Here is a 22,633-nt window from a genome sequence, read left to right as displayed (position 1 = left end):
CGCCGAATCAGCCTCCCGCCCCACCCGACACTGCGCCCGCATCGCGGAACGGACGGTCGGGCCGCGTCCCGATCCTGTCCGCTCCACTTCACGAGGACGACGAGAAGACCCCCGTGCCGCCGCGCGCGGATCCCTCCGTCCCGCCCGCACCCGAGGCGCCGGACGAGGAACCCGCCGCGCTCGACCGGACGGTCGCGGACCGCCGCTCCCCGCGGACCGAGACCGTGATCTTCCGCCCGTCCCACGACCGTTGACCCGGCGACCCCGGTTACCGCTCTCAGCAGAACAGGAGACGTATGAATCCGCGCCAGCGACGTGGTGTGCTGCTCATGATCCTGGCCGCAATCGGGGCGGTCGCGGTTTTCGTCAGCGTCGTCAGCTATGTCGGCAGCGTCCGGGCCGAGGTCGGCATCCGGACGAGCGTGCTGAAGCTCAAGCAGCCGGTCCCCGCCTACACGACGGTGACCTCCGGGATGCTCGAACGCATCGAGGTGCCCAGGAAGTGGACGCCGCCGACGATGATCTCCGACCTGCGGCAGCTCGCCGGGCAGGTGGCCGCGACTGATCTGCCGCAGGGCGCCTACTTGGAGCGGGGGATGCTGATCCCGGCCCCCGACCTGAAGCCCGGCCAGCGCGAGATCGCCATCATGATCGACGCTGAGACCGGAGTGGCCGGCAAGGTCAAGCCCGGCATGCGGGTCGACATCTTCGCGCGCCAGGTCAGGGACGGCCAGGTGGCCTGCGCCTCCCGGGTCATCCGCGCCGCGCGGGTGATCCAGGTCGGGGAGCAGACCCGGCAGCGGGGGCAGAACCCGGCCGACGTGGAAGAGGTCGTGCCGGTGACCTTCGCCCTCTCGCTCGAGGACACCCAGAACCTCACCTACATCGAGTCGAACTCGGCGAAGGTCAGGCTCGCGCTGATCGGTCCCGGCCAGGCGGACGAGGCGGTCCAGCTCGCGCCGCTCTGCACGAATCCCAAGGGGCGGTGACGGCCATGACGACGCGGGTTCTGATCGCGAGCGCGGATCGCGGAGTGTCCTCCAACCTCGTGTCCCAGTTCCGCGAACTGCCCGATGTGCAGGTGGTCGGGGTGGAGGCCACGTCGGGGGACGTCACCGGCGCGGTCGGCGGCGTCCCCGATCTGGACGTCGTCCTCCTGCACCAGGATCTCGGTCCGCTGCCCGCGCTCGACCTCATCAGGGACCTCGGGACCAGGCACCCCTACGTGGCCGTCATCCTGGTCGCGGAGGAGACGACCGCCGAGGTCTTCGGGCAGGCCATGGCGGCGGGGGCGCGCGGGGTCGTGGCGAGCGAGCCGACCCTGTCGGAGCTGCAGAACCGCGTCGCCAGCGCCGGTGAGTGGGCGCGCACGATGCGGCGGCACCTCGACTCGTCCCAGGCGGTGGCCGTGCCCGGCCGGATGGGCGCGATGGTGGCGGTCTGCGGCGCGAAGGGCGGCACCGGCACGACCACGGTCGCGGTCCATCTGGCGGTCGCCCTCGCGGAGACCGGACGCACGGTCTGCCTCGTCGACATGGACCTCCAGAAGGGCGACGTCCCCGGGTACCTGGATGTCCAGCACCGGCGCAGCATCGCCGACCTGATCGCGGCCGCGGACGATCTGGACGGTGCCGTGCTGTCGGAGGCGCTGTTCGTCCACCCGTCCGGGCCGCACCTCCTACTGGCCCCCGCGGAGGGCGAGGAGGGCGAGGACGTGCCGGCCCGCGCCACCCGGCAGGTCCTGGCGGCAGTGCGCAGCAGGTACGACATCGTCGTCGTCGACTGCGGCAGCCATATGGTCGAGGGCAACGCGACGGCCGTGGAGTTCGCCGACCGGGTGGTGGTGGTCGCCACCCCCGACCTTCCGGCCCTGCGCGGGGCAAAGCGCCTCAGCCGGCTCTGGCGGCGGCTGGACATCCGCAAGGAGGACGGCGCGAGCCTCCTCCTCGTCCGGCACGACCGGAAGAACGAGATCCAGCCCGACCTGGCCCGCAAGATGGCGGGGATGCCGCTGCTGGGCACGACCGTCCCGGCCGTCTTCCGGGCGCTGGAGGAGGCGGCCAACACCGGCACCCCCTCCGCGGTCAAGAGCGGCGAGTTCCGCAAGTCGATCGGCCGGCTGATCGTCGAGCTGGACCTGCTCGGAGACGAGGCGGGCGGCGCCGCGGCCGCCGGGGCGCGGGGGCGGCAGCGCCGGCGCGGCAGTCAGACCGCCGGCGACAGGGGGATCGCGCTCGCCGAGTTCGCACTGCTCACCCCCCTGTTCGCCCTTCTGCTCCTCGTCGTCTGGCAGGCGCTCCTCATCGGCCTCACCTCGATGTACACCAGCCACGCCGCGAACGAGGCGTCGCGCGCCGTGGCCGTCCTCGGCTACCAGACCCCTGAGGCGCGGGCCGAGGTGCGCCGCCGGACCGTCCAGCGGATCGGCGGCACGTGGGGGGACGAGGACCATCTGAAGATCCGGGTGTCCGGCGGCTACGCCCAGGTCACGATCGACACGCCCGCCGTCCTGCCGGGCGTCCGCACGTCGTTCGGCATCTCGGCCAGATCCAGGATCGTGGACGAGGGGACGGGATGATCGCCATGGCCCGGGCCGGCCGTCCCCGCGACCGGGGCGGTGTGACCGTCGAATTCGCCGCGGCGCTGCCCGCGGGGCTGCTCATCATCTTCCTGGCGTTCGAGGCGCTGATGGTCTCCACGACCGTGGAGCGGGTGGAGAACGCCGCGCGCACGGGCGCGCGCACGGCCGCGCAGCGGCAGGCGCCGGGGGAGTGCCCGGCCGCGGCGATGGCCTCGATGCCGGGCTGGCTGAACGAGAAGCACGCCGTCGCAGGGGGAGGGCGGGACGAGGTCACCTGCCGGGTGCAGGCGAAGGTGCCGCTGGTCTTCCCCGGGATACCGCTCGATTTCGGGGTGAACCGAACCGTGACCATGCCGCTGGGGTGAGGGATGGGGCTCAAAGATCGGCTGAACGACGACCGGGCCGCCGCCGCCCGGTCGAACTGGACGAACATCGGACACTGGCGGCAGCGCCTGCTCGAAGAGGTGAACCTCGACGAGCTCGCCCAGCTCGACCTGGCCCAGCGCCGGGCGCGGCTGGAGAAGGTCGTCGGGCACATCATCACGCGTGAGGGCCCGGTCCTGTCCACCGCCGAGCGGTCCGTCCTCATCCGCCGGGTGGTGGACGAGGCCCTCGGCCTGGGCGTCCTGGAGCCGCTGCTCGCCGACCCGACCGTCACCGAGATCATGGTGAACGGGGCCGATTCGATCTTCATCGAGCGCGCGGGCCGCATCTCCCGGCTGGAGACCGCCTTCGCCAGCGAGGACCAGCTTTACCAGACGATCGACCGGATCGTCGCGCAGGTGAACCGGCGGGTGGACGAGTCGAGCCCGCTGGTGGACGCCCGCCTCCCGACGGGCGAGCGCGTCAACGTCATCATCCCGCCGCTGTCGCTGATCGGCCCCGTGCTGACCATCCGGCGGTTCCCGCGCTCCTACACGATCGAGGAGCTGGCCGCCCTCGGCACGCTGGACGAGTCCGTCGCGCTGCTGCTCGCGGCGTTCGTGCGGGCCCGCCTCAACATCGTGATCGCGGGCGGCACGGGCAGCGGCAAGACGACGATGCTCAACGCGCTGTCGGCCTTCGTCCCGAACGACGAGCGCATCGTCACCATCGAGGACTCCGCCGAGCTCCAGCTCAAGCAGGAGCACGTGATCCCGCTGGAGTCGCGGCCGCCGAACATCGAGGGCACCGGCCAGATCAGCATCCGCGACCTCGTCCGCAACGCGCTGCGCATGCGGCCCGACCGCATCATCGTCGGCGAGGTCCGGGGCGGCGAGGCGCTCGACATGATCCAGGCGATGAACACCGGGCACGACGGGTCGCTCGTGACCGTGCACGCCAATTCCCCGGACGACGCCGTCTACCGGCTGCAGACGCTGGCGAGCATGAGCGACGTCAAGCTCCCGTTCGACGCCGTCCGGGCGCAGATCACCAGCGCCGTCGACGTGGTGGTCCAGCTCAGCCGGGGCGCCGACGGGTCGCGGCGGATCGTGGAGATCGCGGTCGCCGACGGCCGGCCGCCGGAGGAGTTCCGGCTCGCCCCGGTGTGCGTCTTCGAGAGCCGGCCGATGACGGGCGACCGCGTCGTCCGCGGCGAGTTCCGCTACCGGGCGGTCCCGGAGCGGCTGGCGCGGCGGCTCTACCACGCGGGCGAGAACGTGCCCGCCGCGTTCGGGCCGGATCCTCGGCCCGGGAAGGCTCCGGAGGTGCGCTGAGATGCCGTGGTCGATGATCCTGCTGCTCCTGGCGGTGACGCTCGCCGTCGCCGTGTGGGGCATCGGCGACCTCGCCGCCGGGTGGGCGCACCGGCGCCGCCTCGCGGCCAGGTCCGTGCTGACCGACGAGAGCGCGATGGACGGCCTGCTGGCCCGCCTGGACGTCCGGCTCCGCCGCACCGAACTCGGCAAGATCGTGGGCCGCCGCCTCGCCGCGGGCGGGATGCGGATCCGGGTCTCCTCGTTCCTGCTGCTGATGACGGCGGGCTGCGCCGTGTCGATCTACCTGATCGGCGCCTGGATCTCGCTGCCGTTCGGGGTCGCCGCCGCGGTGGGGGTCGGGCTCGTCTTCTTCTCCTTCCTCGGCCGCAGGGAGGAGCGGCGCAAGGAGGAGTTCATCGCGCAGCTCCCCGAACTGGCCCGCGTCCTGTCGAACGCCACCCAGGCGGGGCTCGTCCTCCGCACCGCCGTCGAGATCGCCGCGAACGAGCTGGACGACCCGGCGCGGACGGAACTCGGCCGCACGGCGGACGCCCTCAGGCTGGGCCAGCCCGTCGAGGACGCGCTGCGCGACCTCGGCGACCGGCTCCCCTCCCGGGAGCTCGCTGTCCTGGTGAGCACGCTGGTGGTCTCCGCGCGGGCGGGCGGATCGCTGGTCACCGCGCTGCGCACCATCGCCGACACGCTGGAGGACCGCAAGGAGATCCGCCGCGAGGTCAAAACGATCATGGGGGAGGCGGTCATCACCAACTGGGCGATCGGCATCCTCGGGATCGGCGCCCTGGTCATGGTGAACCTCATCCAGCCGGGCGCGCTGCGGGCCATGAGCGAGCACCTGGTCGGCCAGGTCATCCTCGCCCTGGCCGCGGTGCTGTTCGCGGTGAGCCTCGTCCTGATCCGCCGCATCAGCAAGATCGACGTGTGAGGCCGCCGTGGACATTCTGCTGATGGGGGCCGGTGCCGCGGCCTGCCTGCTGTGCTTCGTGTGGGGCCTGCGGATGGCGGGGTCGCAGGAGCGGATCGACGCCTCGGCGGTTCCGGCCGTCCCCAAGCGCAAGGACGACCTCTTCATCCTCGCGCGGGTCGCCGACCGTGTCGGCGCGCCGTTCACCGGCGTCGCCATGGACCTGCTCTCGCCGTGGCGCGTCAAGATCCGCAAGCGGATCGACGCCGCGGGACGCCCCCGGGGGATGACGGTCGAGACCTACGCCCGGCAGACGGCCGGCTACGTCGTCATCTTCGGCGGTCTGGCCGTCCTGATGCTGCTCAGCGGGGAGCGGCTGCTGGCGTTCGTCTGCCTGCTGGGCACGCTGCAGGCCGAGGGCGTGCTGGTGGGGCGGATCCGCCGCCGCCGGGACGACATCGAGCGCACCCTTCCCGACTTCCTGGACGTCCTCGCCGTCACCGTCGCGGCAGGGCTGAGCCTCCGGCACGCGCTGGCCAGGGTGGCCGAGAGCATGCCGGGCGCGCTGGCGGACGAGTTCATGGTGGCGCTGCGCCAGATGGAGCTCGGCACCCCGCGCCGGGAGGCGTTCGAAGACCTGCGGTCCCGGAACGACTCGGACGCGATCGGGCAGTTCGTGACGGCGATCCTCCAGGCCGAGGAGCTGGGCACGGCGCTGTCCACGGCGCTCATGGACATCGCGACGGACATGCGCCGCGAGTCGGCGCAGTGGGCCAAGCGGAAGGCGCAGAAGACCTCGCCCAAGATCACCGGTATCACGACCCTGCTCACCCTGCCCGCCCTCATGATGATCGTGATCGGAGGCCTCTTCTACGGTGCGGACATCCAAGGCGGGCTCGGTGTCTTCGGTGGCTGATCCCGCCTCGCCGGACAGGCGCCGGCTCTCGACCAGGGTCGGCGCGGCGTTCCGGCTGCTCATGCTCGTCCGCCTCTTCGTCGCGGCGGTCACCCTCGCGCTGATCCCGGTCCGGCAGCTCGACGCGCAGACCTTCCTTCTCGTCATCGCGGTCATCGTCCTGTCATGGCTGATGGCCAAGTACTGGAGCGTTCTGCTGCCGTGGATCCTGGCGCACCCCGTCCTCGTCGCCCTGGACGTCTTGCTGTCCTTCGTGGTCCTCGAGATCGGCGGACCGAGCGGGCCCTTCCTGCTGTCCACGGTGGCGACCGCGGCGATCTCGGGGCTGCTCTTCCGCTGGCGGGGAATGCTCGCCGTCTCGGCGCTCCAGGTGCTGTGCTACTACCTCGTCCTGGTGCTCACCCTCGACCGGGACCACGTTGACCTCGCCACGTTCCAGACCATCCTCGGGCAGCCGCTCTACTACCCGCTCGTCGGTTTCGCGGGCGCGGCCCTCCGCCGCCTCCTCGACGACCAGGAGGAGCAGGAGACGGCCCGGCGGACGGCCGAGGTGAACGCCGCCGCGGCGGAGGAGCGGACGCGGCTGGCGCGCGAGATCCATGACTCGCTGGCCAAGACCCTGCGGGGGATCTCGCTGACGGCCGCCGCGCTGCCGCTCTGGGTGAAGCGGGATCCGGCGCGGGCCAAGGCCGAGGCGCTGCAGATCGCCGCGGCGATCGAGATCGCCTCCCGGGAGGCCCGGGGCCTGATCAGCGGGCTGCGGGACGAGAGCGTCATCAGGTCGCTGCCGGCGGCGGCCGGCGCCGCCGTCGAACGGTGGCGGGCGGAGCACGGCGGGGCGACGCTCGTCCGCTGCGACATCGACGAGCGGGCCGATCTGCCGCTGCGCGCCCGGTACGAGGCGATCGCCATCCTCGGTGAGGCGCTGGCGAACATCGCGCGGCACGCGGAGGCGACCCGGGTCCACATCGGGCTGGCGGTCGACGCGGAGACCGTCGTCCTGACGGTCCGGGACGACGGCCGGGGGTTCGAGCCCGTGGCGCTGCGCGACCTGGCGAGGGACGGCCATTACGGCCTGGTGGGCCTGCACGAGCGGGCCGAGAACGTCGGCGGGTGCGTGCGCCTCGCCTCGCGACCCGGCGAAGGGACGACCGTGACCGTGCGCATTCCCGCGGCGGAGGCCGCACCGCGGCGATTCGCGGAGGTGAGCTGATGCCCGCGCCCAGAGTCATCGTCGTCGACGACAACCTCGTCGTCCGGTCCGGCCTGGTGTCGCTGCTGGAGGCCGCGGGCATCGAGGTGGTGGCGGAGGCCGGGGACGGCCGGACCGCGCTCGAACTGGCGGCACGCCACCGTCCGGACCTCGTGCTCCTGGACGTCCAGATGCCGCTCCTGGACGGGGTGACCGCGGCGGGTCCGCTGAGCCGGCTGGCCAAAGTGATCATGCTGACCTACACCGACGCGCCGGACGTGGTCAGGGCGGCGATCGCGAACGGCGCCTCCGGCTACCTGGTCCACGGCTCCTTCACCGCGGAGGAGCTCACCGAGGCCGTCCACCAGGTGACGTCCGGGTCGCACCCGCTGTCGCCGATGGCGGTGTCGGCCCTCGTCGGCGCGGTGCGCCGGGAACCGGAGCCCGGCGCGGACCAGGCTGCGGCGCCCGCCCGGAGCGGCCCGGCGGCGGGCGCCGCGGGCCGGTTCGGGCTTTCCGCGCGCGAGGCGGAGGTGATGGCCCTGATCGCGCAGGGCCATTCCAATGCGGCCATCGCCGAGCGGCTGTTCCTGGCGGAGAAGACCGTGAAGAACCATGTCAATCGGATCTACGCCAAACTCGGAATCACCTCGCGGGCGGCGGCGATAGCGCGCTGGCTCGGCACCGCGGAGGAGGACCTGCGATGACTGTGGACCCGCCGGCGGATGGGGACCCAATCCCGCTGGGCCCCCGGACCCATGAATTATTGGGCCCGGTGAAACTCGGTGATTGGGCCGCCGGGCCCTGGGATGAATGCCTCCCGGCTCCTACCGTTCTTGTCAATGGAACGGCGCGGAGAGGCCGGGAGGCAGAAAATGAATGCGCTTATTCCGCTGTACGTGACGGCATCGCTCTTCCTGCAGGACCGCGTCGAGACCTACCTCGACGGCCGCCGGGACCGTTCGCGGGGGGCCAGCCTCATCGAATACGGCGCACTGATCGCCATCGTGGCCAGCGTCGCGGCCGCCCTCTACAAGCTCAACATCGGCAAGACGGTGTCCAGCTTCATCGACAAGAAGCTGAAGGAGATGTTCAAGTAATTCCACCCGACAAGGAGGGCAACCATCGGTTGCCCTCCTTGTTGTCGTTTGCTACGTTCGCCACTGGCCTCCATGGCCGGGAGAGGGAGTTGGCCCGTGACTTTTTCTCGGAGTGACCTGCTTTGCGCGTACCGGCGTATCCGGCCGCGGGGCGGCAGGGCGGGCCGGGTAATGGTCGTCCTGTCGGTGGCGGCGCTGACCGTGCTGGGGTGCAGTGGTACAGGGGACGATCCGAAAACCGATTCCAAGACGTCCGGAAATCCGTCCGGTAAGGCGGCGGATTTCCCCGTCCTGCAGTCGCAGTTGATGACGCACGAGAGCGGGCCGGTGCTCGTCCAGGCCCAGGTGCTGAACCGGATCGCCGGAGACAAGATCACCAGCCGCTTCCGGGTGGTCAACCAGGGCCGGCAGACGGTCGACATGCGCGAGGCCCTGTCCGACGAGAAGAACCCCACCGGCAGCGGCTTCTTCGCACACGGCCTGGCGCTGCTGGACGCGGCGGCCGACAAGGCGTACTACCCGCTGCGCACCGCCGACGGGGAGTGCCTGTGCAGTGAGCTGGGCGACCTCGCGGCCGGGCAGTCGGCGGAGATCTACGCCGTCTTCCCCGCCCTGCCGGCGGAGCTCGCCAAGGTCACCGTCCAGGTGCCGCACACGGCCCCGATGGTGGACCTGCCCATCGGCAAGGGCGATGTCGCGCCGGTTCCCGGCCAGAAGCCCGACACCGGCAAGCTGTCGCTCGGGCAGCCGATCATCCGGCCGATCGTCAGCAAGGCCGACGGCGTCGAGCTGTCCGAGGACGAGATCGCCGGCGACAAGCGCGTCCGGCTGTCCGCGGACGTGCTGTTCGCCTTGAACAAGGCGGACCTCAGCCCGCGGGCGCAGGCGCTCCTGCAGGATCTGGCCCGCCAGATCGACCAGTCGCCGGGCACCACCGTCAAGATCGACGGCTACACCGACAACACGGGCAACGACGCGATCAACCAGCCGCTGTCGGAGCGCCGGGCCCAGGCGGTCGAGACCAGGCTGAAGAGCCTGGTGACCAAGACCGGCCTGACCTACCAGTCGGCCGGCCACGGTTCGGCGGACCCGGTGGAGAGCAACGACACCGATGAGGGACGGCGCCGGAACCGGAGGGTGGCCGTCACTTTCGCCCGGCCCGTGCAGCGTCAGGCGACCCCGTCCGGCGGCACCGCGGGCGGCCCGCCGGTCACCTGGTCGCCCGGCGGCACACTGCCCGCCGTGGCGCAGGGGCAGCTGCCCGACGACCAGAAGCTGGCCGTCACCGTCAACGGACTCCACCGCGACTCCAGCGGCCTCGTGTCGCTCGTGTGGACGGTCACGAACAACGGCGCTGAAATGGTCGACGTGGCCGGTGCGTTCGACGCCAACCTGCTCCAGTACGAGGGCAGGACCGCCGGTGGCGTCTCGCTCCTCGACAGGTCCGCGAAGCTCGACTACCGCACCCTGCGGGACGATCAGGGCGTGTGCCTGTGCACCTCGTTCGCGTTCGACGAGAAGCGCGAGCTCAACCCGGGTGAGAGCGGCACGTACGCCAACCTGTTCAAGCCCGCTCCGTCCGCGACGACCGTGGACGTGGAGATCCCCTACGACGACCGCAAGGCCGTCATCAAGAACGTGCCCATCAAGTAGGCGCGGCCGGGGAGTGGCACGGCAGCCGCGGTGGCCAGACCGCGTGATCTCCGGCCCGAGCATGGGCACGCTCTTCACGGCGGCCTTCGCGCTCTTCGGCTGGGGCGCCGGCGTCAGGCCCATCAGCGACAATTCGTTCCTGCTGCACCTGAAGACCGGCCACTGGATCCTTCAGCACGGGATTCCGCGCTCGGACGTCTTCTCGGCCACCGCGCACGGCACCCCGTGGGTGGCGCAGTCGTGGTTGGCAGAGATTCTGTACGCCGGATTGGACGTCGCGGTCGGCCCGCACGGCGTTCAACTGCTCGACGGGACGGTGGGCGCGGTCATCGCCGCCGCGACCTTCCGGCTCGCATGTGTGCGCACTGGGGACACGGTGCGGGCGGCGGCGGTGACGGCCCCGGTGGTGCTGGCGTCCGGCCTGCTGTGGTCGCCGCGTCCGCTGCTCCTGGGCCTGCTCATGACCTCGATCCTCATCTGGACCATCGAGGTTCCCGATTCGCTTCCGGGCCGGCGGCCGCTGCTCACCGCTCCCGTTCTCATGTGGTGCTGGGTGAATGTGCACGGCAGTTTCGTGCTCGGGTTCGCCTATCTTGGGCTGCACCTTGCCGGACGGTGGCTGGACGGCCACCGACCGTGGGCAGACCGTGAGGGACGGCTGCTGGGGGCGGCAGGCCTCTCACTGGTCGCGTGCCTCGCCAATCCCTACGGGCTCGGCCTGCTGCTGTTCCCGCTGCATCTGGTGCAACGCGGTGAGATCCTGCAGATGGTGGACGAATGGCAGTCACCGGACGCCCGTTCCGCCGAGGGTGCCGCGTTCATCGTCGTTCTGGCCATCGTGGTCGCCGTTTTCGCGCTGGCCCGCCGGAGACCTTCCTATCGGGATGTCGTCGTCGTTCTGCCCTTCCTGGCGTCGGGCTTGTGGGCCGAGCGGAACATCGCGATCGCGCCACTGGTGGCGGCCCCGGTCCTCGCGTTCTTGGTCGCCCGGCCTGAACCGCGGCCCGATGATCGCGAACGGTTCCACTTCGCCGTGCTCTCTCTGCTCGTTCTGGGAGGCGTCCTGTGGAGCCTGCCCGTCCTGAACCGCCCTGCGCTCCAATTGGACGGTGTGTATCCCATCAAGGCCATGCAGGCGGTCGAACGGGACGGCCTGCTAGGGCGACGCCTGCTGACCACTGATGAGTGGGGAGCTTACGTCGTCCATGCGTACTGGCCACGGCAGAAGGTGTTCGTCGACGACCGGTACGACATGTATCCCGTGCCGCTGCTCAAGGACTATTTGAAAGTGATGAACGGAGCTCCCGGATGGCAGCAGATCCTTGATCGATACGGCGTGGACGTGGCCATGGTGGAGCACGAAGCGCCCCTCTCGTCTCTGCTGGCATCCGATGCCGGATGGCGACGCGAATACGCCGACGACATGTCGGTGGTCTACGTCCGGAGGCAGATCCTTGCTCACGGGCGGTCACCAGGTGGAACGGGGCCTTGACCGGACGGCCTGGGAAAGGTCGCCAACTTGGGACTCCGGGCCCTGGGTGGGCAGGACGCCGCGCCATACATTGAGGCAATGCGAAGGGCTTTCAGCGCATGGGCCGCCGCCGCGATCGTGGAGATCTTCGGGCTCGGGGTGCTGCTGGTGCTCGCCCCGGAAACGGACGAGGACGAGCTCGGCCAGATCCTCCGCAGCCACCTCCCGTGGATTCTGGTCTCGCTGATCGCGACATTGGTCTGCGCCCTGTACTGCCGGTCCAGGTGGACGGTCCCGGCGAGGGCCGCCGTCGCGGCGTTCGTGCCCCTGACGGCCGTGGTGCTCAGCACCGCCCTGGAGTTCCCGCGAGCCTTGTCCGGCGCGGGCGAGGTGCTGCACGCGACCGAGGGCCTGTTCGGCATTGCGATCGCGTTGGGCCTGGTGCGGGGAACGGTGCACGTTGAGCCGATTCCGTCGGTTCCGGCATCGCTGCACGTGTCGAATGAGGAATGGCGGGCGCTGTACGGCGAAGGCTGGTCGCCCTCGCAGCCCGGTGGAACCGCTGGATCGGAATCGGAGTCCCGGCCGCGCGAACCGGAGGGCGATTAGGTCCCAGGGCCCTGGCCTCGGCAAGTGCGCGACTCTAATGTCGCTCGGGATGCTCGCCTCCAGCGTGACCAGGGTGGGAAATGCTGCGACAGCCCAAAATCGGCATGAGACGCCTCCGGAAGGACGACGGCGCCGCCGCGACCACCCTCGTCATCGGCATGGCACTGCTGCTGTGCGCCGCCACGGTCGTCTTCAGCCGAATCGCCCAGGCCGGCGACATGCGCACGCAGACGCAGACGGCCGCGGACGCCGCCGCGCTCGGGGCGGTCAAGCCGCTGCGCGACCACGCGGTCGAACTCGCGCTCAACTCCCTGATCCCGAATGGAATCGGCTACTGGGCCACCGGCGCCGACGTGGACGACGAGGCTCAGAAATACGCGGCGAAGAACAACGGCGATGTGGTCGGCAAGGTGCATCAGACGGGCGTCCTCGGCGATGTCGCCAAGGTGGCCGTGGCGTCCGGCGACTGCCAGCTCAAGAAGGACGGCGAGCTGACCGCGAAGGAGCGGAAGGACCTGGCCGAGCACCGGAACCTGTGCACGGACAAGAACGGCCGCAAGGGGATCGGCCGCCGGGCCAAGGCGACCGCGATCGCCAAAGTGATCATGCCGGAATGCCGGTACCACGGCATGACCGGGGCGGGGAATCCGGACGGCGGGCAGATCCCGGCCTGGCTTGAGTGCGGCGGGGTGCGCGCCTGGCCGGGGGGCGACCGCGCCGCGTTGAGCCGGGTCTTCAAGATCCGGCTCGTCGACAAAAAGGACCCCATGCCGTACACCGGCCTGCCGTACGGCGCCGGTCCGACCGGTCCGCTGCCCGATCCGGGCCCGCTTCCACCCGGCACGCCGGAGCAGGTGAGGCGGGCCATCGCGTTCGCCTACGCCCAGCTCGGCACCTGGTACCAGTGGGGCGGTTCGTGCACGTCGCCGAGCCGGGTGTCGGCCACTCCCGGCAACTGCGACTGCTCGTCGCTCACCCAGATGGCCTATCGCGCCGCCGGCATCGCCATCCCGCGCACCACCTACACGCAGTGGCCGTTCGTCCGGCACATCCCTCCCGGCCAGGTGAAGGAGGGCGACCTCGTCTTCTTCCACCCCGGGCCGAGCGGCCCCGAGCACGTCGCCATCGTGGTGGACGCCAAGAACCACATCATGATCGAGGCGCCGCACACCGGCGCCCGCGTCAGGCGCGTCACCTACGACGGCCGCAATCCGATGGGTTTCGGCCGTCCCTACGACAGCGCCGCGTGATGGAGTCGCTCCTCGTCCCGGCCGCGGCCGCCGCCGGGCTCGCCATCGGCCGTGCGGTCGCGCCGCTCGCGCGGCGGTACGACGCCGACTTCACGGATGCGTGGGCATGGGGCACGAGCGCGCTGACAGCGGTCGTCTTCGCGGTCCTGACGATCGGGGTCGGAGCGCGGGCGGCACTGCCGGCCTGCCTCGTCCTCGGTGCCGTCGGATCGCTGCTGGGCGTCATCGACGTCCGGGTCAAGCGGCTGCCCGATCCGCTGACCCTGCCCGCCTACCCGGCCGGGGCGGTGCTCCTCGCGATCGCGGCCGCGTTCACCCCCGACGGCGCGCTGAAGTTCGCGCACGCGGTCATCGGCCTGATCGTCCTGTGGGCGATGTACTGGATCCAGCATTTCCTCTTTCCGGACGCCATCGGCCGCGGCGACGTCAAACTCGCGGGCGTGCTCGGGCTTCATCTGGGCTGGTTCGGGCAGGACGCATGGCTGCTCGGCGTCCTCGGCGGCTTTCTCCTCGGCGGCGTGTACGCCTTCGCGGTCATTCTGCGGGGCGGAAGCCGGAAATCGGAGTTCGCCTACGGGCCGTTCATGCTGCTCGGTGCGCTCATCGGGATCTCGGCCGGTTGAGGCCCAGATCGTGAGCACCCCCGGCGCCCGGATCAGGGCCTGAGAATAGGTCCGGGGACCCTGGGGGGCTCGGATACCCGCCACTACTCTCCGAGCATGCCCGATGAATTCGGCGGAGGCGGTTTACGGCGGCGGCGCGAAGCCGGTGCCGCGGCCATCGAATACGCCGTGCTCGTGGGCATCGCCTCCGGACTGCTGGTGGCGCTCCTGCTGCTGCTCCCCAACTCCGTCGGTTCGGGAGTCCGGGACGCACTGTGCAGGATCTTCGGTGGTAATTGCACGGCTCAGCCGTTCCAGTACAAGCCGCCGGTGTCGGCGTGCATCGTCACGTCCGACTCCAAGAAGATCGGTGCCACCGTGACGGTGTTCTCGATCAAGGCCGGTCAGAATCTGCAGTTCGTCAAGATAAAGATGGGCGACGGCAAGGTCCGGCTCATGGTCGTCCCGAACGATTACAAGCTCGGCGCCGAGGCGGAGGTCGGCGGCAAGCTCCAGTTCGGCAAGGGCAGCTACGGCGGCAAGATCGGCGGCAGTGTCGAGGGGTCGCTCAACTTCAAGTACGGCGACACCTGGGTGTTCCCGGACGAAAAGGCCGCCGGCGATTTCCTGGACGACATGAAGTGGGACCTGGCGCGCCGCGAGGGCGAGAAGGCCAGCCCGGGGCTGTGGGTCTTCGACAAGCTCACCGGCTGGGAGCCGCGGACCCGTGACCCGGACTTCCGGCAGTGGGAGGTCGGTGTCGAGGGACTGGGCAAACTGGCGGCCGGGTTCGGCGACCTCACCGCCGATGAGCGGGGCGAGCGGAAGGTGAAGGACCGGGCGACCGGGTTGGAGGCCGAGGGGAAGATCGGTGACGGGGTGATCGTGACACGGGACTCCAGCGGCTCGGCCGCCGACGGCTACCCGCTCACCTCGTACACCTTCCAGGTGAAGGGCGGCATCAAACTCGGCGCGAAGGCGGTGGGCTTCGGGCCGTCCGGGGAGGCGTCCTACACGGGCCAGACAAAAGTGACCCTTGACAAGGACGGCCGCCTCAAGAGCATGACCTGGATCACCACCCAGGAGAGCAACGACACCACCGGGTTCAAGAATCCTGGCGGGAAGACCGTGACCTGGAAGGGCACCGGCAAGAAGGTCTCCGTGACCACGACCACGGTGAGCTTCGACGATACGAATCGGGCCATCGGTGAGAAATGGATACACGACAACGCTTTCATGATCCCGCTGCAGACCGTCCGCAACACCTTCGACGAGAACGGCGCGCTCACGACCGCTGATCCGGGGCCGGACGGTGACCCGATGGACCGCCTCATATACGAGCAAGGGCTGACGAACCGGAACGTCTACGCCGGTGATGTCGACGAGTTCAAGATCGGGGCCGAGATCGCCGCGGAGGTGAAGTTCGGCATCGAGGGCGGTTATGAGGGCGAGACCCAGAACATCGTCGGATCGCAGTACCTTGGACCTCCGCAGAACGGCGAGCGCACTTTCGTCGACTGGCCCGAATGCGCGAAGAACTGAGAGGGCGCCATGGTCGGGAGGACAACGGCGGCGGTGCTGGCCGGCGCGCTCATCGTCGCCGCCGGATGCTCGTCCGGCGGCGGGTCCGGTGAGACGCCGGACGGCTTCGTCCGGGGTACGGCGGCGGTCCTGTCGGTCGCCTACCCCAAGGGCTGGCAGAGCGGCCCCGACCCGTCGCTGCCGTTGTCGGTGCAGGCACCGGGGCGGGCCGCGCTCCTGTCGGTGATCAAGGACGTGGCGGCGCGGGCGGACCCGGACATGATCGAGGCGACGATGGGACTCGGCCCGATGATGAACGCCGCCGGCTACCGCCGGACGGCGAGCAAGGCGATCGAGGTGGCGGGTGCGACGGCGGCCCGGCGCGTCGACTACACCTTCACCGGCTTCCGGGGCACCGGCGCGCCGGGCCAGGGCATCGACGTCGGGGTGATCGGCGGGAACGGCCACCTGCACGTCGTCCGCATCACCTGGCAGCGCGGCCGCCTCAAGGACGGGACCGCCGAGGGCATCGTCGATTCGATCAAGGTGGGCTGAGATGGTCCGGGTGCTCGGAGCCTGGGGCGCGGCGCTGCTCGTCTGGCTCGTCGGCTTCGCGATCGTGGCGCGGCTCGCGTCGCGCGCGGACGGCGGCTCGTTCGCCGCCCCCGACCGGATCTTCCGGCTCGACCTTCCCTGGATCGCCATCAGCGTCCTGATGGTGGCCGCGGCGGCCGCCGTCCAGCGGGACCGGACCTCGCGGCCGCGGTGGCTCGCGGCACTCCTCGCGGTGCCCCTGCTGGCCACCGCGGCGGGCGCGGCGGCCCCGCTCGGGGACGGCGGCGTCCTGCCGACCGCGCTGTACGTTCTGGAAGGAGCCGCGGGAGCCGCGATGGGACTGATCCTGGTCGTCCTCATCCGGGTGAAGGCGCAAGGGACGGGCGGGTACTGGTGATGTCGAGTTGGCTCCTGGTCGTCGTGCCGTTGCTGCTCGGCCCCGCCGCCGCGGTCGGCGGAGTCCACCGGTTCCGCGCCGGCCGCCGGTTCCTGGCCTCGGCGCACCGCGTTCCGGGGATCGTCGTGGGATCTCACCGGGTGCGCAGCCTGGACACCTACGAGTACTTCCCGGTGCTGCGCTACCGCACGCTGGACGGCGTCGACATCGAGACGGTCGGCAAGACCGCCTCCGGGTCCTATGAACTCTTCCGGCTCAAAGGACACCTGGTCGACGTCCTCTACGACCCGCGCGAACCACGTGAGGCCCGCATGGACACCTCGTCGGGCCGCGGCCTGGCCGGCTCCATCGGACTCGCCGCGCTGGGCTGCGTGTTCACGGCCATCGGCCTCGTCCTCCTGTACACGCGCGTGACCTAGAACGCACACGAACCGCGGCGTTGCCGGTGTTCGCCCGGTTAGGGTGCCGGTGGCCGGGAGTCGATGGCGGATCGGGGCGAGGAGCGATGGTCGCGTTCGTGGTGGTGCCCGCCGGGCTCGCCGCCGGCCTGCTCGCGGCGCCGCTGGCCGCCCGCTACACCGGTGAGGTCACGCGCCGCGACCGCATCGTGCTCGGCCTGGTCACCGCGGTCCTGTTCGGGGTGCTGGGGTGGCGGGCCGGGGCGGAGCCCGTCCTGCCGGCGCTGCTCTACCTGGCGGCGGTCGGAACCCTGCTCGGGTTCATCGACGTCGAGGTCAAGCGGCTGCCGGACCGGTTCACGCTCCCGTCCTACGGGCTGGCGGCGGCGCTGCTGGCGGCGGCCGCGCCGTTCGCCGACGACGGGTTGCGGCGGTTCGAGCACGCGCTCATCGGCATGGCGGCGCTGTTCGCCCTGTACTTCCTCCAGGCGTTCCTCGTCCCGTCGGGGATCGGGATGGGCGACGTCAAGCTGTCCGGCGTGCTCGGCCTCTGCCTCGGCTGGTTCGGGCTGGACGCCTGGGTCCTCGGCCTCCTCGCGACCTACCTGCTGGGCGGTCTCGCCGCCGTCGGCATCATGATCGTCCGCAGGACGCGGAAGGGCGAGTTCCCGTTCGGCCCGTACATGCTCGCGGGGACGCTCGTCGCCGTCCTCTCCTGCACCTGAGGCCCGCGCCGGCGGGCTAGAGCCACCCGCCCTCCGAATCCTTGACGAGGTCGTTCAAGAGGATCTGCGCCTGCTGCTCGGCCTCTTCGCGGACGGCGGCCGGGAGTTCGGGCGCCGCCAGGCGTTCGAGGTAGGGGAGCGCGGATTCCCGGCCGGTGATCCGCAGCCCGCTCATCAGGTGGTAGCCGAACTTCTCGCTCACTTTCGGGGCGAAGCCGGCGGCCAGGTCCAGATAGGCGGTCAGCTGCGGCGAGTCGCGCCGCTCGCGGAGCGCGTCCTCGGCCCAGGTCAGCGACTGCACGGCCATCCGCTCGGCCAGGTTCCCGAGCCAGGCGGTCAGCAGCCCCGGTGCCGCCCGGCGGGCGATCTCGGGCGGAATCGCGGCCCGCGGCGCGAACTCCAGGGCGACGTCGCGCACCCTCGTCGCGCTGATGGTGGAAAGACGCGGCATGGTGTCCCGGAGGCGCGCCAGCAACTGACTCCATGCGGTCCACATGCCGGTCGGCAGCAGTTCCTCAAGCGGCCGCGACCATTGAAGCCCCGGCTCGGACGTTTTCGCCGCCAATGTCCGCTGGAGGGCGTCCAATGCCTCCGCGATGTGCGCGTCGGTACGCGGAAGCTCTTCGAGGTAGCCGGCTCTCAGATACGAGGACGTGAGGTCCCACGGCCACCCGATCTCCCCCCAGGCCGCCGGAATCCACGGATTCGCACCGGAGTCGTCTGCCATCACTTGCCCCAATGCCCCTGTTCGGCGACCCGCTGCAACTCGCTCGGAGTATAGACCTCGTCGCCGAGCCGGACCGTCATGCCGGAGTCCGCCAGCTTCTGGACCAGAGTCACATTGCCGTCGACCGTGTTGAAGGCGAGCTGCTTGTCCGCCGTGTTCTCGATGTGTATTTCCGACTGCCTGCCCGCGCCGCCTCGCTGCCAGGCCCGCATCCGGCCGAGCTGATCGCTCTTCTGCGTCTTTTCGAGGAGGGCGTTCATGGTGTTCTTGACCTCCACCAGATGGACTTTCCCGGCACCGTCGATGTAAGCGGCGTCGATCTCCTGGATGTCGTCGAACGACACCTTCCGGCCGGCCCCGAAGTCGATCTCGATCGGCGGGCGGTTCCCCTTCCTGCGCTGACCGGTGTAGACCTTCGTACCCGGCGCGTTCCCGCCGTCGCGGATGATGCGCGCCACCGTGCTGACCTCGGCCCCGTTCTCCGCGAGCTTGAGGCCGGCCAGCCGGGTGTCGGTGATGCCGCCGGCCTCGTTGAGCTTGGCCATGAGGGACTGCCAATCCGACGGATCCGTCGCCTCCCGGGCCTTCGCGAGGTCCTTCGCGAGCTGGGCGAGCTTCGCCTGGTCCAGATCCGTTCTGTTCAGCAGGGTGGTGAAGCGGTCGAGCAGCTGGGTGTTCTTTCCGGCGCCCTGGATGATCTGCTCGATCTCCTCCGGGCCGAGCCCGAGCCTCGCCAGGCCGGTTCTGACCTTCGCCTGGGCCCGGGTCCGTTCTTCGACCTTCTTCCGGCCCTTCTCCGCGGCCTCGTCCGCCTTGCGTTTGGCCTCGTCCGCCGACTTCTGCGCGTCCTTCGCCTGCTTGCAGGGGTCGCCGGACGGATCGGCCCGCAACGTGAGGACCCGGCTGGTCAGCGCGTTCACGGGTATCGCGAACGCACCGGACGCAAAGGTGGCGGGCCCGGTGCGGGAGCCGGCGGGCGGGCCCAGTCCGAACGCCTTGCAACCCTGTTTCCGGGCTTCCTCCTTGGCCTCGTCCGCCTTGCGCTGCGCTTCCTGCGCCGCCTTGCGCGCACCCTCCGCATCTCCGACTTCGGCGGCCTTCCGCGCCCGCTGCGTCGCGCTCGCGGCCTCCTCGACGAGTTTCCCGAGCTTGCCGAGTTTGCCGAGCTTCCCCAGCTTGCTGATCTTGCCGACGGCCTTGCCGATGTCGTAGTAGGGGATGAACCAGGAGCCGACGTTCCACACGACGCGGCCGCCCACGCCCCAGTAGTCGCCGCCGTCCCAGAGTTCCTGGGTCTCGTCGTCCCAGACGAGTTGCTTCGCCGCGCCGAGGGGATCGGTGAAGATGTACTTGCCCGCGTCGATGATGGTGCTCGGGTCCTTGACGAGATCGACCAGGCCGGTGACGTCGTCGACGAAGGCGTCACCGACCTGCCACACGGTGCTGGCCGGCCCCTTGAGCCAGTTGAAGGGACCCCAGTCGGATCCGCCGCCGCCCCCGCCGTCCCCGTCATCGCCGTCATCGCCGTCATCGCCGGCGGGCCGGTCCTGGCCGCCTCCGGCGGTGCTCGTCCCGCCGTTTCCGGAATTCCCGCAGTCGGAGCCGCCGAAGACCCTGCAGATGGCCGTCCCCGTTTTGGACATGACCGTCTGCGGTATTTCGGTGAGGAACATGGCGGTGACAATTCCAGCCACCACGGCGAGTAGCGCCCCGTACTCGAGGAATGATGCGCCGTGGTCGCGCCGCCGGTCGACGGCTCTCGTCCAGAAGCCCACCATGCCCCGTTACCTCCGGCTCCGGTCCCCGATCGAGCGATCGTAAAGGAGCGTTTGGAATATGGCATGGGTCCACGGGCCTAATGGCGGGCCCAAAGACAGTTGGGCGGCTATTTGACTTGCGTTGTCGAGATGTCGCCGTATACCCTGGCCGCCCGTTTAGTGGAATGCCGTTCCTGAATCCGCTGACCCGGAGGGCGATGTGATGCGCGGGCCTGTGAAAGCGGTGCGGATACTGATGTTCGTCGTGGCCGGACTCACTTTCCTGACCACGCTGGCGTTCCTGGCGGCCGACGGACTGAGCGCGGAGACCATCGGCGCGGCGATCTGGTCCGCGGCCCCCGGGGTGGTGAGCCTCGTCCTCGCGCTGAGGATTCCGGGCGGCGGACCAGGGCTGCGCAGGGGGATCATCGCCCTGGAGATCGTCTACATCCTCCTCGCACTGGGCCGGATCGGACAGGGCGACCCTCGGGGCCTGCCGAACCTCGTCATCCCGATCGTGCTCCTGGTCCTCCTGTTCCGACCCGCGGTCAAGGGGCACTTCTCCGGCACGGCCGGACCGGCGGGCGCCGGGGGCTACCTCTGACTCGCGCCCGCCCCGAGCCGCACGGTCGACGTGGGCCTAGATGCCGAAGTGCACAGGTCTCCCTGATCGAGCCCGCCCTGGCGCGGACGGCCCTTGCGCGGCGGTGTCGCGGTCCTCTGGGCGTCCTACGACCGGGACCGGCACCGGACAGTGCGTTCCGCCGACCGGGAGAAGGCGGACGGTCGGATGCTCGTCCACGCCGGCCCCGAAGAGGACGACCATGATCGATCCGCACACTGGAGCCCGCGTCCTGTAGGGCGATCGCGGTCGCGCGACCCGATCCTCTACGCGCGGCCGTCAGACGAGGGCGAGGTCGTCCGATACCCGGTGTCCCTGCTCCCCACCGACGGCCGCGGCACCGCGAACCGAGGGCTGGACGCCGCACCTAAGGCGGCGCGCCGATCGATCGTCGTGCTGACCGGGCCTCTACCTCGGTCGGCTCGGCACGACGTCTCGGCCACCGTCTCGCCTCCAGCGCTGTGCCGGACGTGCATCGCCGCCGTAGGGCGGCCGCAGGTCCCGGATGGCTGAAACGGCCTCGGCCCCTCCCCGCTGACCGGCATCTTGATCGAGATCGCGAGTGGAGGCCGCAGGGAGCCGACCCCCCCGGTCACTTGCAGAGGTTCTGGCCGGCCTTCACCCCGCCGCCGATCTTGTTGATGGCGGGTGGTGCGAGGCGGAGGCCGCTCGTGCCGATGACGAGCCGCACGCCGTCCTGCGGGGCCTTCGCGTCGGCGGTGAGCATCGCGTCGGGGACGTCCCGCGCGAGCGCCGATGCCTGCGGTTCGGCGGCCGGTGCGTAGACGAGGCGGCTTTCGGCCGATTCGGTGCCCTTCTCCACCTTCTTCTCGATCTTGTAACCGCGCCGCTTGAGCTGCTTGACGACGCGCTTGATCAGCTCGCTCTTGCCGCCCGCGTCGACGACGGTGACGTGCACCTTGCCGGGCGCCGGAGGCGCAGGCTGGGCCTTCACCGGCTTCACCGGCTCGGCGGGGAGCTCACTGTCGTGCCGGATCGCCTCGAACATCGGCCTGGCCAGTTCCTGGTTCCACTGGACGCGGTTCGGGTCCGGCGCGTATCGCTCCACCGGGACGGTCACGAACCGCACCTGCCCGGCGCTCATCCCCTTGAGGCCGTCCGCGAGCTTCCGCATGGCAGCCAGGTCGAGATCGTCATCGGTCGTCATCGACTTCGTCGCGGCCTTGAGGAACTTGTAGGTCTTGGCCGGATCGCTGAGGACGGAACCGCTGGTCGCCTTGTCGACGACCGAGGCCATGAACTTCTGCTGCCGCTCGATCCGCTCGAGGTCGGAACCATTTCCGAGCGAGTAGCGGGCACGGACATAACCCAGCGCCTGCTTACCCTTCACGGTCTGCTTGCCGGCCTTCAGATAGAGCTCCGCCCGCGGGTCGTTGACGGGTTTGTCGACGCAGATCTCGACACCGCCCAGCGCATCGACCATCCGCTTGAAGCCGGCGAAGTCCACCTGGACGAAATGGTCGATGTGGATTCCGGTGAGCGACTCCAGCGTCTTCCACGTGCACGTCGGACCGGCGAACGCGAACGCCGTGTTCAGCATCCCGAACCGCGCCCGGACGGGCGCGCCCTTCTCCTTGTCGCACTCGGGAATCTTCACCATCGAGTCGCGCGGAAAGCTGATCCCGACGGCCTGGTCCCGGTTCGGCGACAGATGCAGCAGGATCGTCGTGTCCGACCGCGCTCCCGGTATCCCGTCCGCCGCGTACTGCGCGTTGTCGCCCTCCCGCGTATCGGACCCGATCAGCAGGATGTTGAGCGATTTGTTCAGCTTCTTAGGCCGGTCGGTCCCGAGCTTGTCGCTGACGTGCTTCTGCTCGATCCCCCCGACGATGTCGTGGTACAGCCAGGCCGCCCCGCCGCCCGCAAGCAGCATGACCACGACAACCCCGAGCGCGACCCGCCGCACGACCTTCCGCCGCCGCCCCTTCCCAGCCC

The 22,633-nt window shown here is 70.2% G+C and carries 23 protein-coding genes and 1 pseudogene; 21 read left to right on the top strand and 3 right to left on the bottom strand.

Annotation, left to right across the window (positions count from 1 at the left end; all coding sequences use genetic code 11):
• The 20 genes and pseudogenes from E1284_RS42585 to E1284_RS23635 form a co-directional block, all read left to right on the top strand.
• Window positions 1–254: pseudogene (locus E1284_RS42585) on the top strand (hypothetical protein); the annotation flags it as partial.
• Window positions 255–329: 75 nt separating this feature from the next.
• Complete coding sequence (gene cpaB / locus E1284_RS23725; protein ID WP_165965400.1) at window positions 330–989, top strand: Flp pilus assembly protein CpaB; 660 nt, start codon at window positions 330–332, stop codon at window positions 987–989.
• A gap of 5 nt (window positions 990–994) precedes the next feature.
• Complete coding sequence (locus E1284_RS23720; RefSeq protein WP_131942334.1) at window positions 995–2,578, top strand: CpaE/TadZ family protein; 1,584 nt, start codon at window positions 995–997, stop codon at window positions 2,576–2,578.
• A complete protein-coding gene (locus E1284_RS23715) occupies window positions 2,575–2,946 on the top strand; it encodes a TadE/TadG family type IV pilus assembly protein (protein WP_131942333.1) in 372 nt (123 codons plus the stop codon). Before E1284_RS23720 ends, E1284_RS23715 begins: the two co-directional genes overlap by 4 nt.
• Window positions 2,947–2,949: 3 nt before the next feature.
• Window positions 2,950–4,278, top strand: a complete 1,329-nt coding sequence (locus E1284_RS23710; RefSeq protein WP_131942332.1) for a TadA family conjugal transfer-associated ATPase — start codon at window positions 2,950–2,952, stop codon at window positions 4,276–4,278.
• Between the two features lies 1 nt (window position 4,279).
• The gene (locus E1284_RS23705) at window positions 4,280–5,203 is read left to right on the top strand and encodes a type II secretion system F family protein (protein WP_131942331.1); all 924 of its coding nucleotides are present in this window, start codon (window positions 4,280–4,282) and stop codon (window positions 5,201–5,203) included.
• Window positions 5,204–5,210: 7 nt separating this feature from the next.
• Complete coding sequence (locus E1284_RS23700) at window positions 5,211–6,098, top strand: type II secretion system F family protein (protein WP_243714697.1); 888 nt, start codon at window positions 5,211–5,213, stop codon at window positions 6,096–6,098.
• Window positions 6,091–7,311: a sensor histidine kinase gene (locus tag E1284_RS23695; RefSeq protein ID WP_131942330.1), complete on the top strand. Its 1,221-nt coding sequence runs from the start codon at window positions 6,091–6,093 to the stop codon at window positions 7,309–7,311. Before E1284_RS23700 ends, E1284_RS23695 begins: the two co-directional genes overlap by 8 nt.
• On the top strand, window positions 7,311–7,997 hold the full coding sequence (locus E1284_RS23690) for a response regulator (RefSeq protein WP_131942329.1): 687 nt from the start codon (window positions 7,311–7,313) through the stop codon (window positions 7,995–7,997). The genes E1284_RS23695 and E1284_RS23690 overlap by 1 nt, the downstream gene beginning before the upstream one ends.
• Before the next feature lie 192 nt (window positions 7,998–8,189).
• Window positions 8,190–8,390, top strand: coding sequence for a hypothetical protein (locus E1284_RS23685; RefSeq protein WP_131942328.1), 201 nt, complete (start codon window positions 8,190–8,192; stop codon window positions 8,388–8,390).
• A 306-nt stretch (window positions 8,391–8,696) separates the two neighbouring features.
• Window positions 8,697–10,043 (top strand): OmpA family protein, encoded by a 1,347-nt coding sequence (locus E1284_RS23680; RefSeq protein ID WP_243714696.1) that lies wholly within the window; start codon window positions 8,697–8,699, stop codon window positions 10,041–10,043.
• 61 nt (window positions 10,044–10,104) lie between these two features.
• Window positions 10,105–11,535, top strand: coding sequence for a hypothetical protein (locus E1284_RS23675; protein WP_131942327.1), 1,431 nt, complete (start codon window positions 10,105–10,107; stop codon window positions 11,533–11,535).
• A 78-nt stretch (window positions 11,536–11,613) separates the two neighbouring features.
• A complete protein-coding gene (locus E1284_RS23670) occupies window positions 11,614–12,123 on the top strand; it encodes a hypothetical protein (RefSeq protein WP_131942326.1) in 510 nt (169 codons plus the stop codon).
• Between the two features lie 104 nt (window positions 12,124–12,227).
• The gene (locus E1284_RS23665) at window positions 12,228–13,373 is read left to right on the top strand and encodes a C40 family peptidase (RefSeq protein ID WP_165965399.1); all 1,146 of its coding nucleotides are present in this window, start codon (window positions 12,228–12,230) and stop codon (window positions 13,371–13,373) included.
• Window positions 13,373–13,996 (top strand): prepilin peptidase, encoded by a 624-nt coding sequence (locus E1284_RS23660; protein WP_243714698.1) that lies wholly within the window; start codon window positions 13,373–13,375, stop codon window positions 13,994–13,996. Before E1284_RS23665 ends, E1284_RS23660 begins: the two co-directional genes overlap by 1 nt.
• 96 nt (window positions 13,997–14,092) lie before the next feature.
• Window positions 14,093–15,517 carry a hypothetical protein gene (locus tag E1284_RS23655; RefSeq protein ID WP_131942323.1) on the top strand — a complete coding sequence of 475 codons (1,425 nt, stop codon included), beginning with the start codon at window positions 14,093–14,095 and terminating at the stop codon, window positions 15,515–15,517.
• Between the two features lie 9 nt (window positions 15,518–15,526).
• Window positions 15,527–16,051 carry a hypothetical protein gene (locus tag E1284_RS23650; RefSeq protein ID WP_131942322.1) on the top strand — a complete coding sequence of 175 codons (525 nt, stop codon included), beginning with the start codon at window positions 15,527–15,529 and terminating at the stop codon, window positions 16,049–16,051.
• Window position 16,052: 1 nt separating this feature from the next.
• The gene (locus E1284_RS23645; protein WP_131942321.1) at window positions 16,053–16,448 is read left to right on the top strand and encodes a hypothetical protein; all 396 of its coding nucleotides are present in this window, start codon (window positions 16,053–16,055) and stop codon (window positions 16,446–16,448) included.
• On the top strand, window positions 16,448–16,867 hold the full coding sequence (locus E1284_RS23640) for a DUF3592 domain-containing protein (RefSeq protein WP_131942320.1): 420 nt from the start codon (window positions 16,448–16,450) through the stop codon (window positions 16,865–16,867). Before E1284_RS23645 ends, E1284_RS23640 begins: the two co-directional genes overlap by 1 nt.
• 86 nt (window positions 16,868–16,953) lie before the next feature.
• Window positions 16,954–17,571: a prepilin peptidase gene (locus tag E1284_RS23635; protein WP_131942319.1), complete on the top strand. Its 618-nt coding sequence runs from the start codon at window positions 16,954–16,956 to the stop codon at window positions 17,569–17,571.
• Window positions 17,572–17,587: 16 nt separating this feature from the next.
• Here E1284_RS23635 and E1284_RS23630 read toward each other — a convergent pair whose 3' ends face one another.
• Window positions 17,588–18,298: a hypothetical protein gene (locus E1284_RS23630; RefSeq protein WP_131942318.1), complete on the bottom strand. Its 711-nt coding sequence runs from the start codon at window positions 18,296–18,298 to the stop codon at window positions 17,588–17,590.
• Window positions 18,298–20,076 (bottom strand): hypothetical protein, encoded by a 1,779-nt coding sequence (locus E1284_RS23625; RefSeq protein ID WP_131942317.1) that lies wholly within the window; start codon window positions 20,074–20,076, stop codon window positions 18,298–18,300. The genes E1284_RS23630 and E1284_RS23625 overlap by 1 nt, the downstream gene beginning before the upstream one ends.
• A 244-nt stretch (window positions 20,077–20,320) precedes the next feature.
• Here E1284_RS23625 and E1284_RS23620 point away from each other — a divergent pair, with 244 nt between their 5' ends.
• Entirely contained in the window at window positions 20,321–20,659 is a 339-nt protein-coding gene (locus E1284_RS23620; protein ID WP_131942316.1) for a hypothetical protein, read from the top strand.
• A 610-nt stretch (window positions 20,660–21,269) separates the two neighbouring features.
• Here E1284_RS23620 and E1284_RS23615 read toward each other — a convergent pair.
• A partial coding sequence (locus E1284_RS23615) for an LCP family protein (protein WP_207923915.1) occupies window positions 21,270–22,633 on the bottom strand: 1,364 nt, incomplete at its 5' end.

This window comes from Actinomadura bangladeshensis (assembly GCF_004348335.1).
Lineage (GTDB): Bacteria > Actinomycetota > Actinomycetes > Streptosporangiales > Streptosporangiaceae > Spirillospora > Spirillospora bangladeshensis.
Note: the sequence above shows the minus strand (reverse complement) of the source record. Positions and strands in the feature narration are given on the sequence as shown.

What these genes read in the sequence shown, in the direction of transcription:
- cpaB (WP_165965400.1), top strand. Translation starts at nt 330, where the DNA reads ATGATCCTGGCCGCAATCGGGGCGGTCGCGGTTTTCGTCAGCGTCGTC.
- E1284_RS23720 (WP_131942334.1), top strand. Translation starts at nt 995, where the DNA reads ATGACGACGCGGGTTCTGATCGCGAGCGCGGATCGCGGAGTGTCCTCC.
- E1284_RS23715 (WP_131942333.1), top strand. Translation starts at nt 2,575, where the DNA reads ATGATCGCCATGGCCCGGGCCGGCCGTCCCCGCGACCGGGGCGGTGTG.
- E1284_RS23710 (WP_131942332.1), top strand. Translation starts at nt 2,950, where the DNA reads ATGGGGCTCAAAGATCGGCTGAACGACGACCGGGCCGCCGCCGCCCGG.
- E1284_RS23705 (WP_131942331.1), top strand. Translation starts at nt 4,280, where the DNA reads ATGCCGTGGTCGATGATCCTGCTGCTCCTGGCGGTGACGCTCGCCGTC.
- E1284_RS23690 (WP_131942329.1), top strand. Translation starts at nt 7,311, where the DNA reads ATGCCCGCGCCCAGAGTCATCGTCGTCGACGACAACCTCGTCGTCCGG.
- E1284_RS23680 (WP_243714696.1), top strand. Translation starts at nt 8,697, where the DNA reads ATGACGCACGAGAGCGGGCCGGTGCTCGTCCAGGCCCAGGTGCTGAAC.
- E1284_RS23675 (WP_131942327.1), top strand. Translation starts at nt 10,105, where the DNA reads ATGGGCACGCTCTTCACGGCGGCCTTCGCGCTCTTCGGCTGGGGCGCC.
- E1284_RS23670 (WP_131942326.1), top strand. Translation starts at nt 11,614, where the DNA reads ATGCGAAGGGCTTTCAGCGCATGGGCCGCCGCCGCGATCGTGGAGATC.
- E1284_RS23665 (WP_165965399.1), top strand. Translation starts at nt 12,228, where the DNA reads ATGAGACGCCTCCGGAAGGACGACGGCGCCGCCGCGACCACCCTCGTC.
- E1284_RS23660 (WP_243714698.1), top strand. Translation starts at nt 13,373, where the DNA reads ATGGAGTCGCTCCTCGTCCCGGCCGCGGCCGCCGCCGGGCTCGCCATC.
- E1284_RS23655 (WP_131942323.1), top strand. Translation starts at nt 14,093, where the DNA reads ATGCCCGATGAATTCGGCGGAGGCGGTTTACGGCGGCGGCGCGAAGCC.
- E1284_RS23650 (WP_131942322.1), top strand. Translation starts at nt 15,527, where the DNA reads ATGGTCGGGAGGACAACGGCGGCGGTGCTGGCCGGCGCGCTCATCGTC.
- E1284_RS23645 (WP_131942321.1), top strand. Translation starts at nt 16,053, where the DNA reads ATGGTCCGGGTGCTCGGAGCCTGGGGCGCGGCGCTGCTCGTCTGGCTC.
- E1284_RS23640 (WP_131942320.1), top strand. Translation starts at nt 16,448, where the DNA reads ATGTCGAGTTGGCTCCTGGTCGTCGTGCCGTTGCTGCTCGGCCCCGCC.
- E1284_RS23635 (WP_131942319.1), top strand. Translation starts at nt 16,954, where the DNA reads ATGGTCGCGTTCGTGGTGGTGCCCGCCGGGCTCGCCGCCGGCCTGCTC.
- E1284_RS23630 (WP_131942318.1), bottom strand. Translation starts at nt 18,298, where the DNA reads ATGGCAGACGACTCCGGTGCGAATCCGTGGATTCCGGCGGCCTGGGGG.
- E1284_RS23625 (WP_131942317.1), bottom strand. Translation starts at nt 20,076, where the DNA reads ATGGTGGGCTTCTGGACGAGAGCCGTCGACCGGCGGCGCGACCACGGC.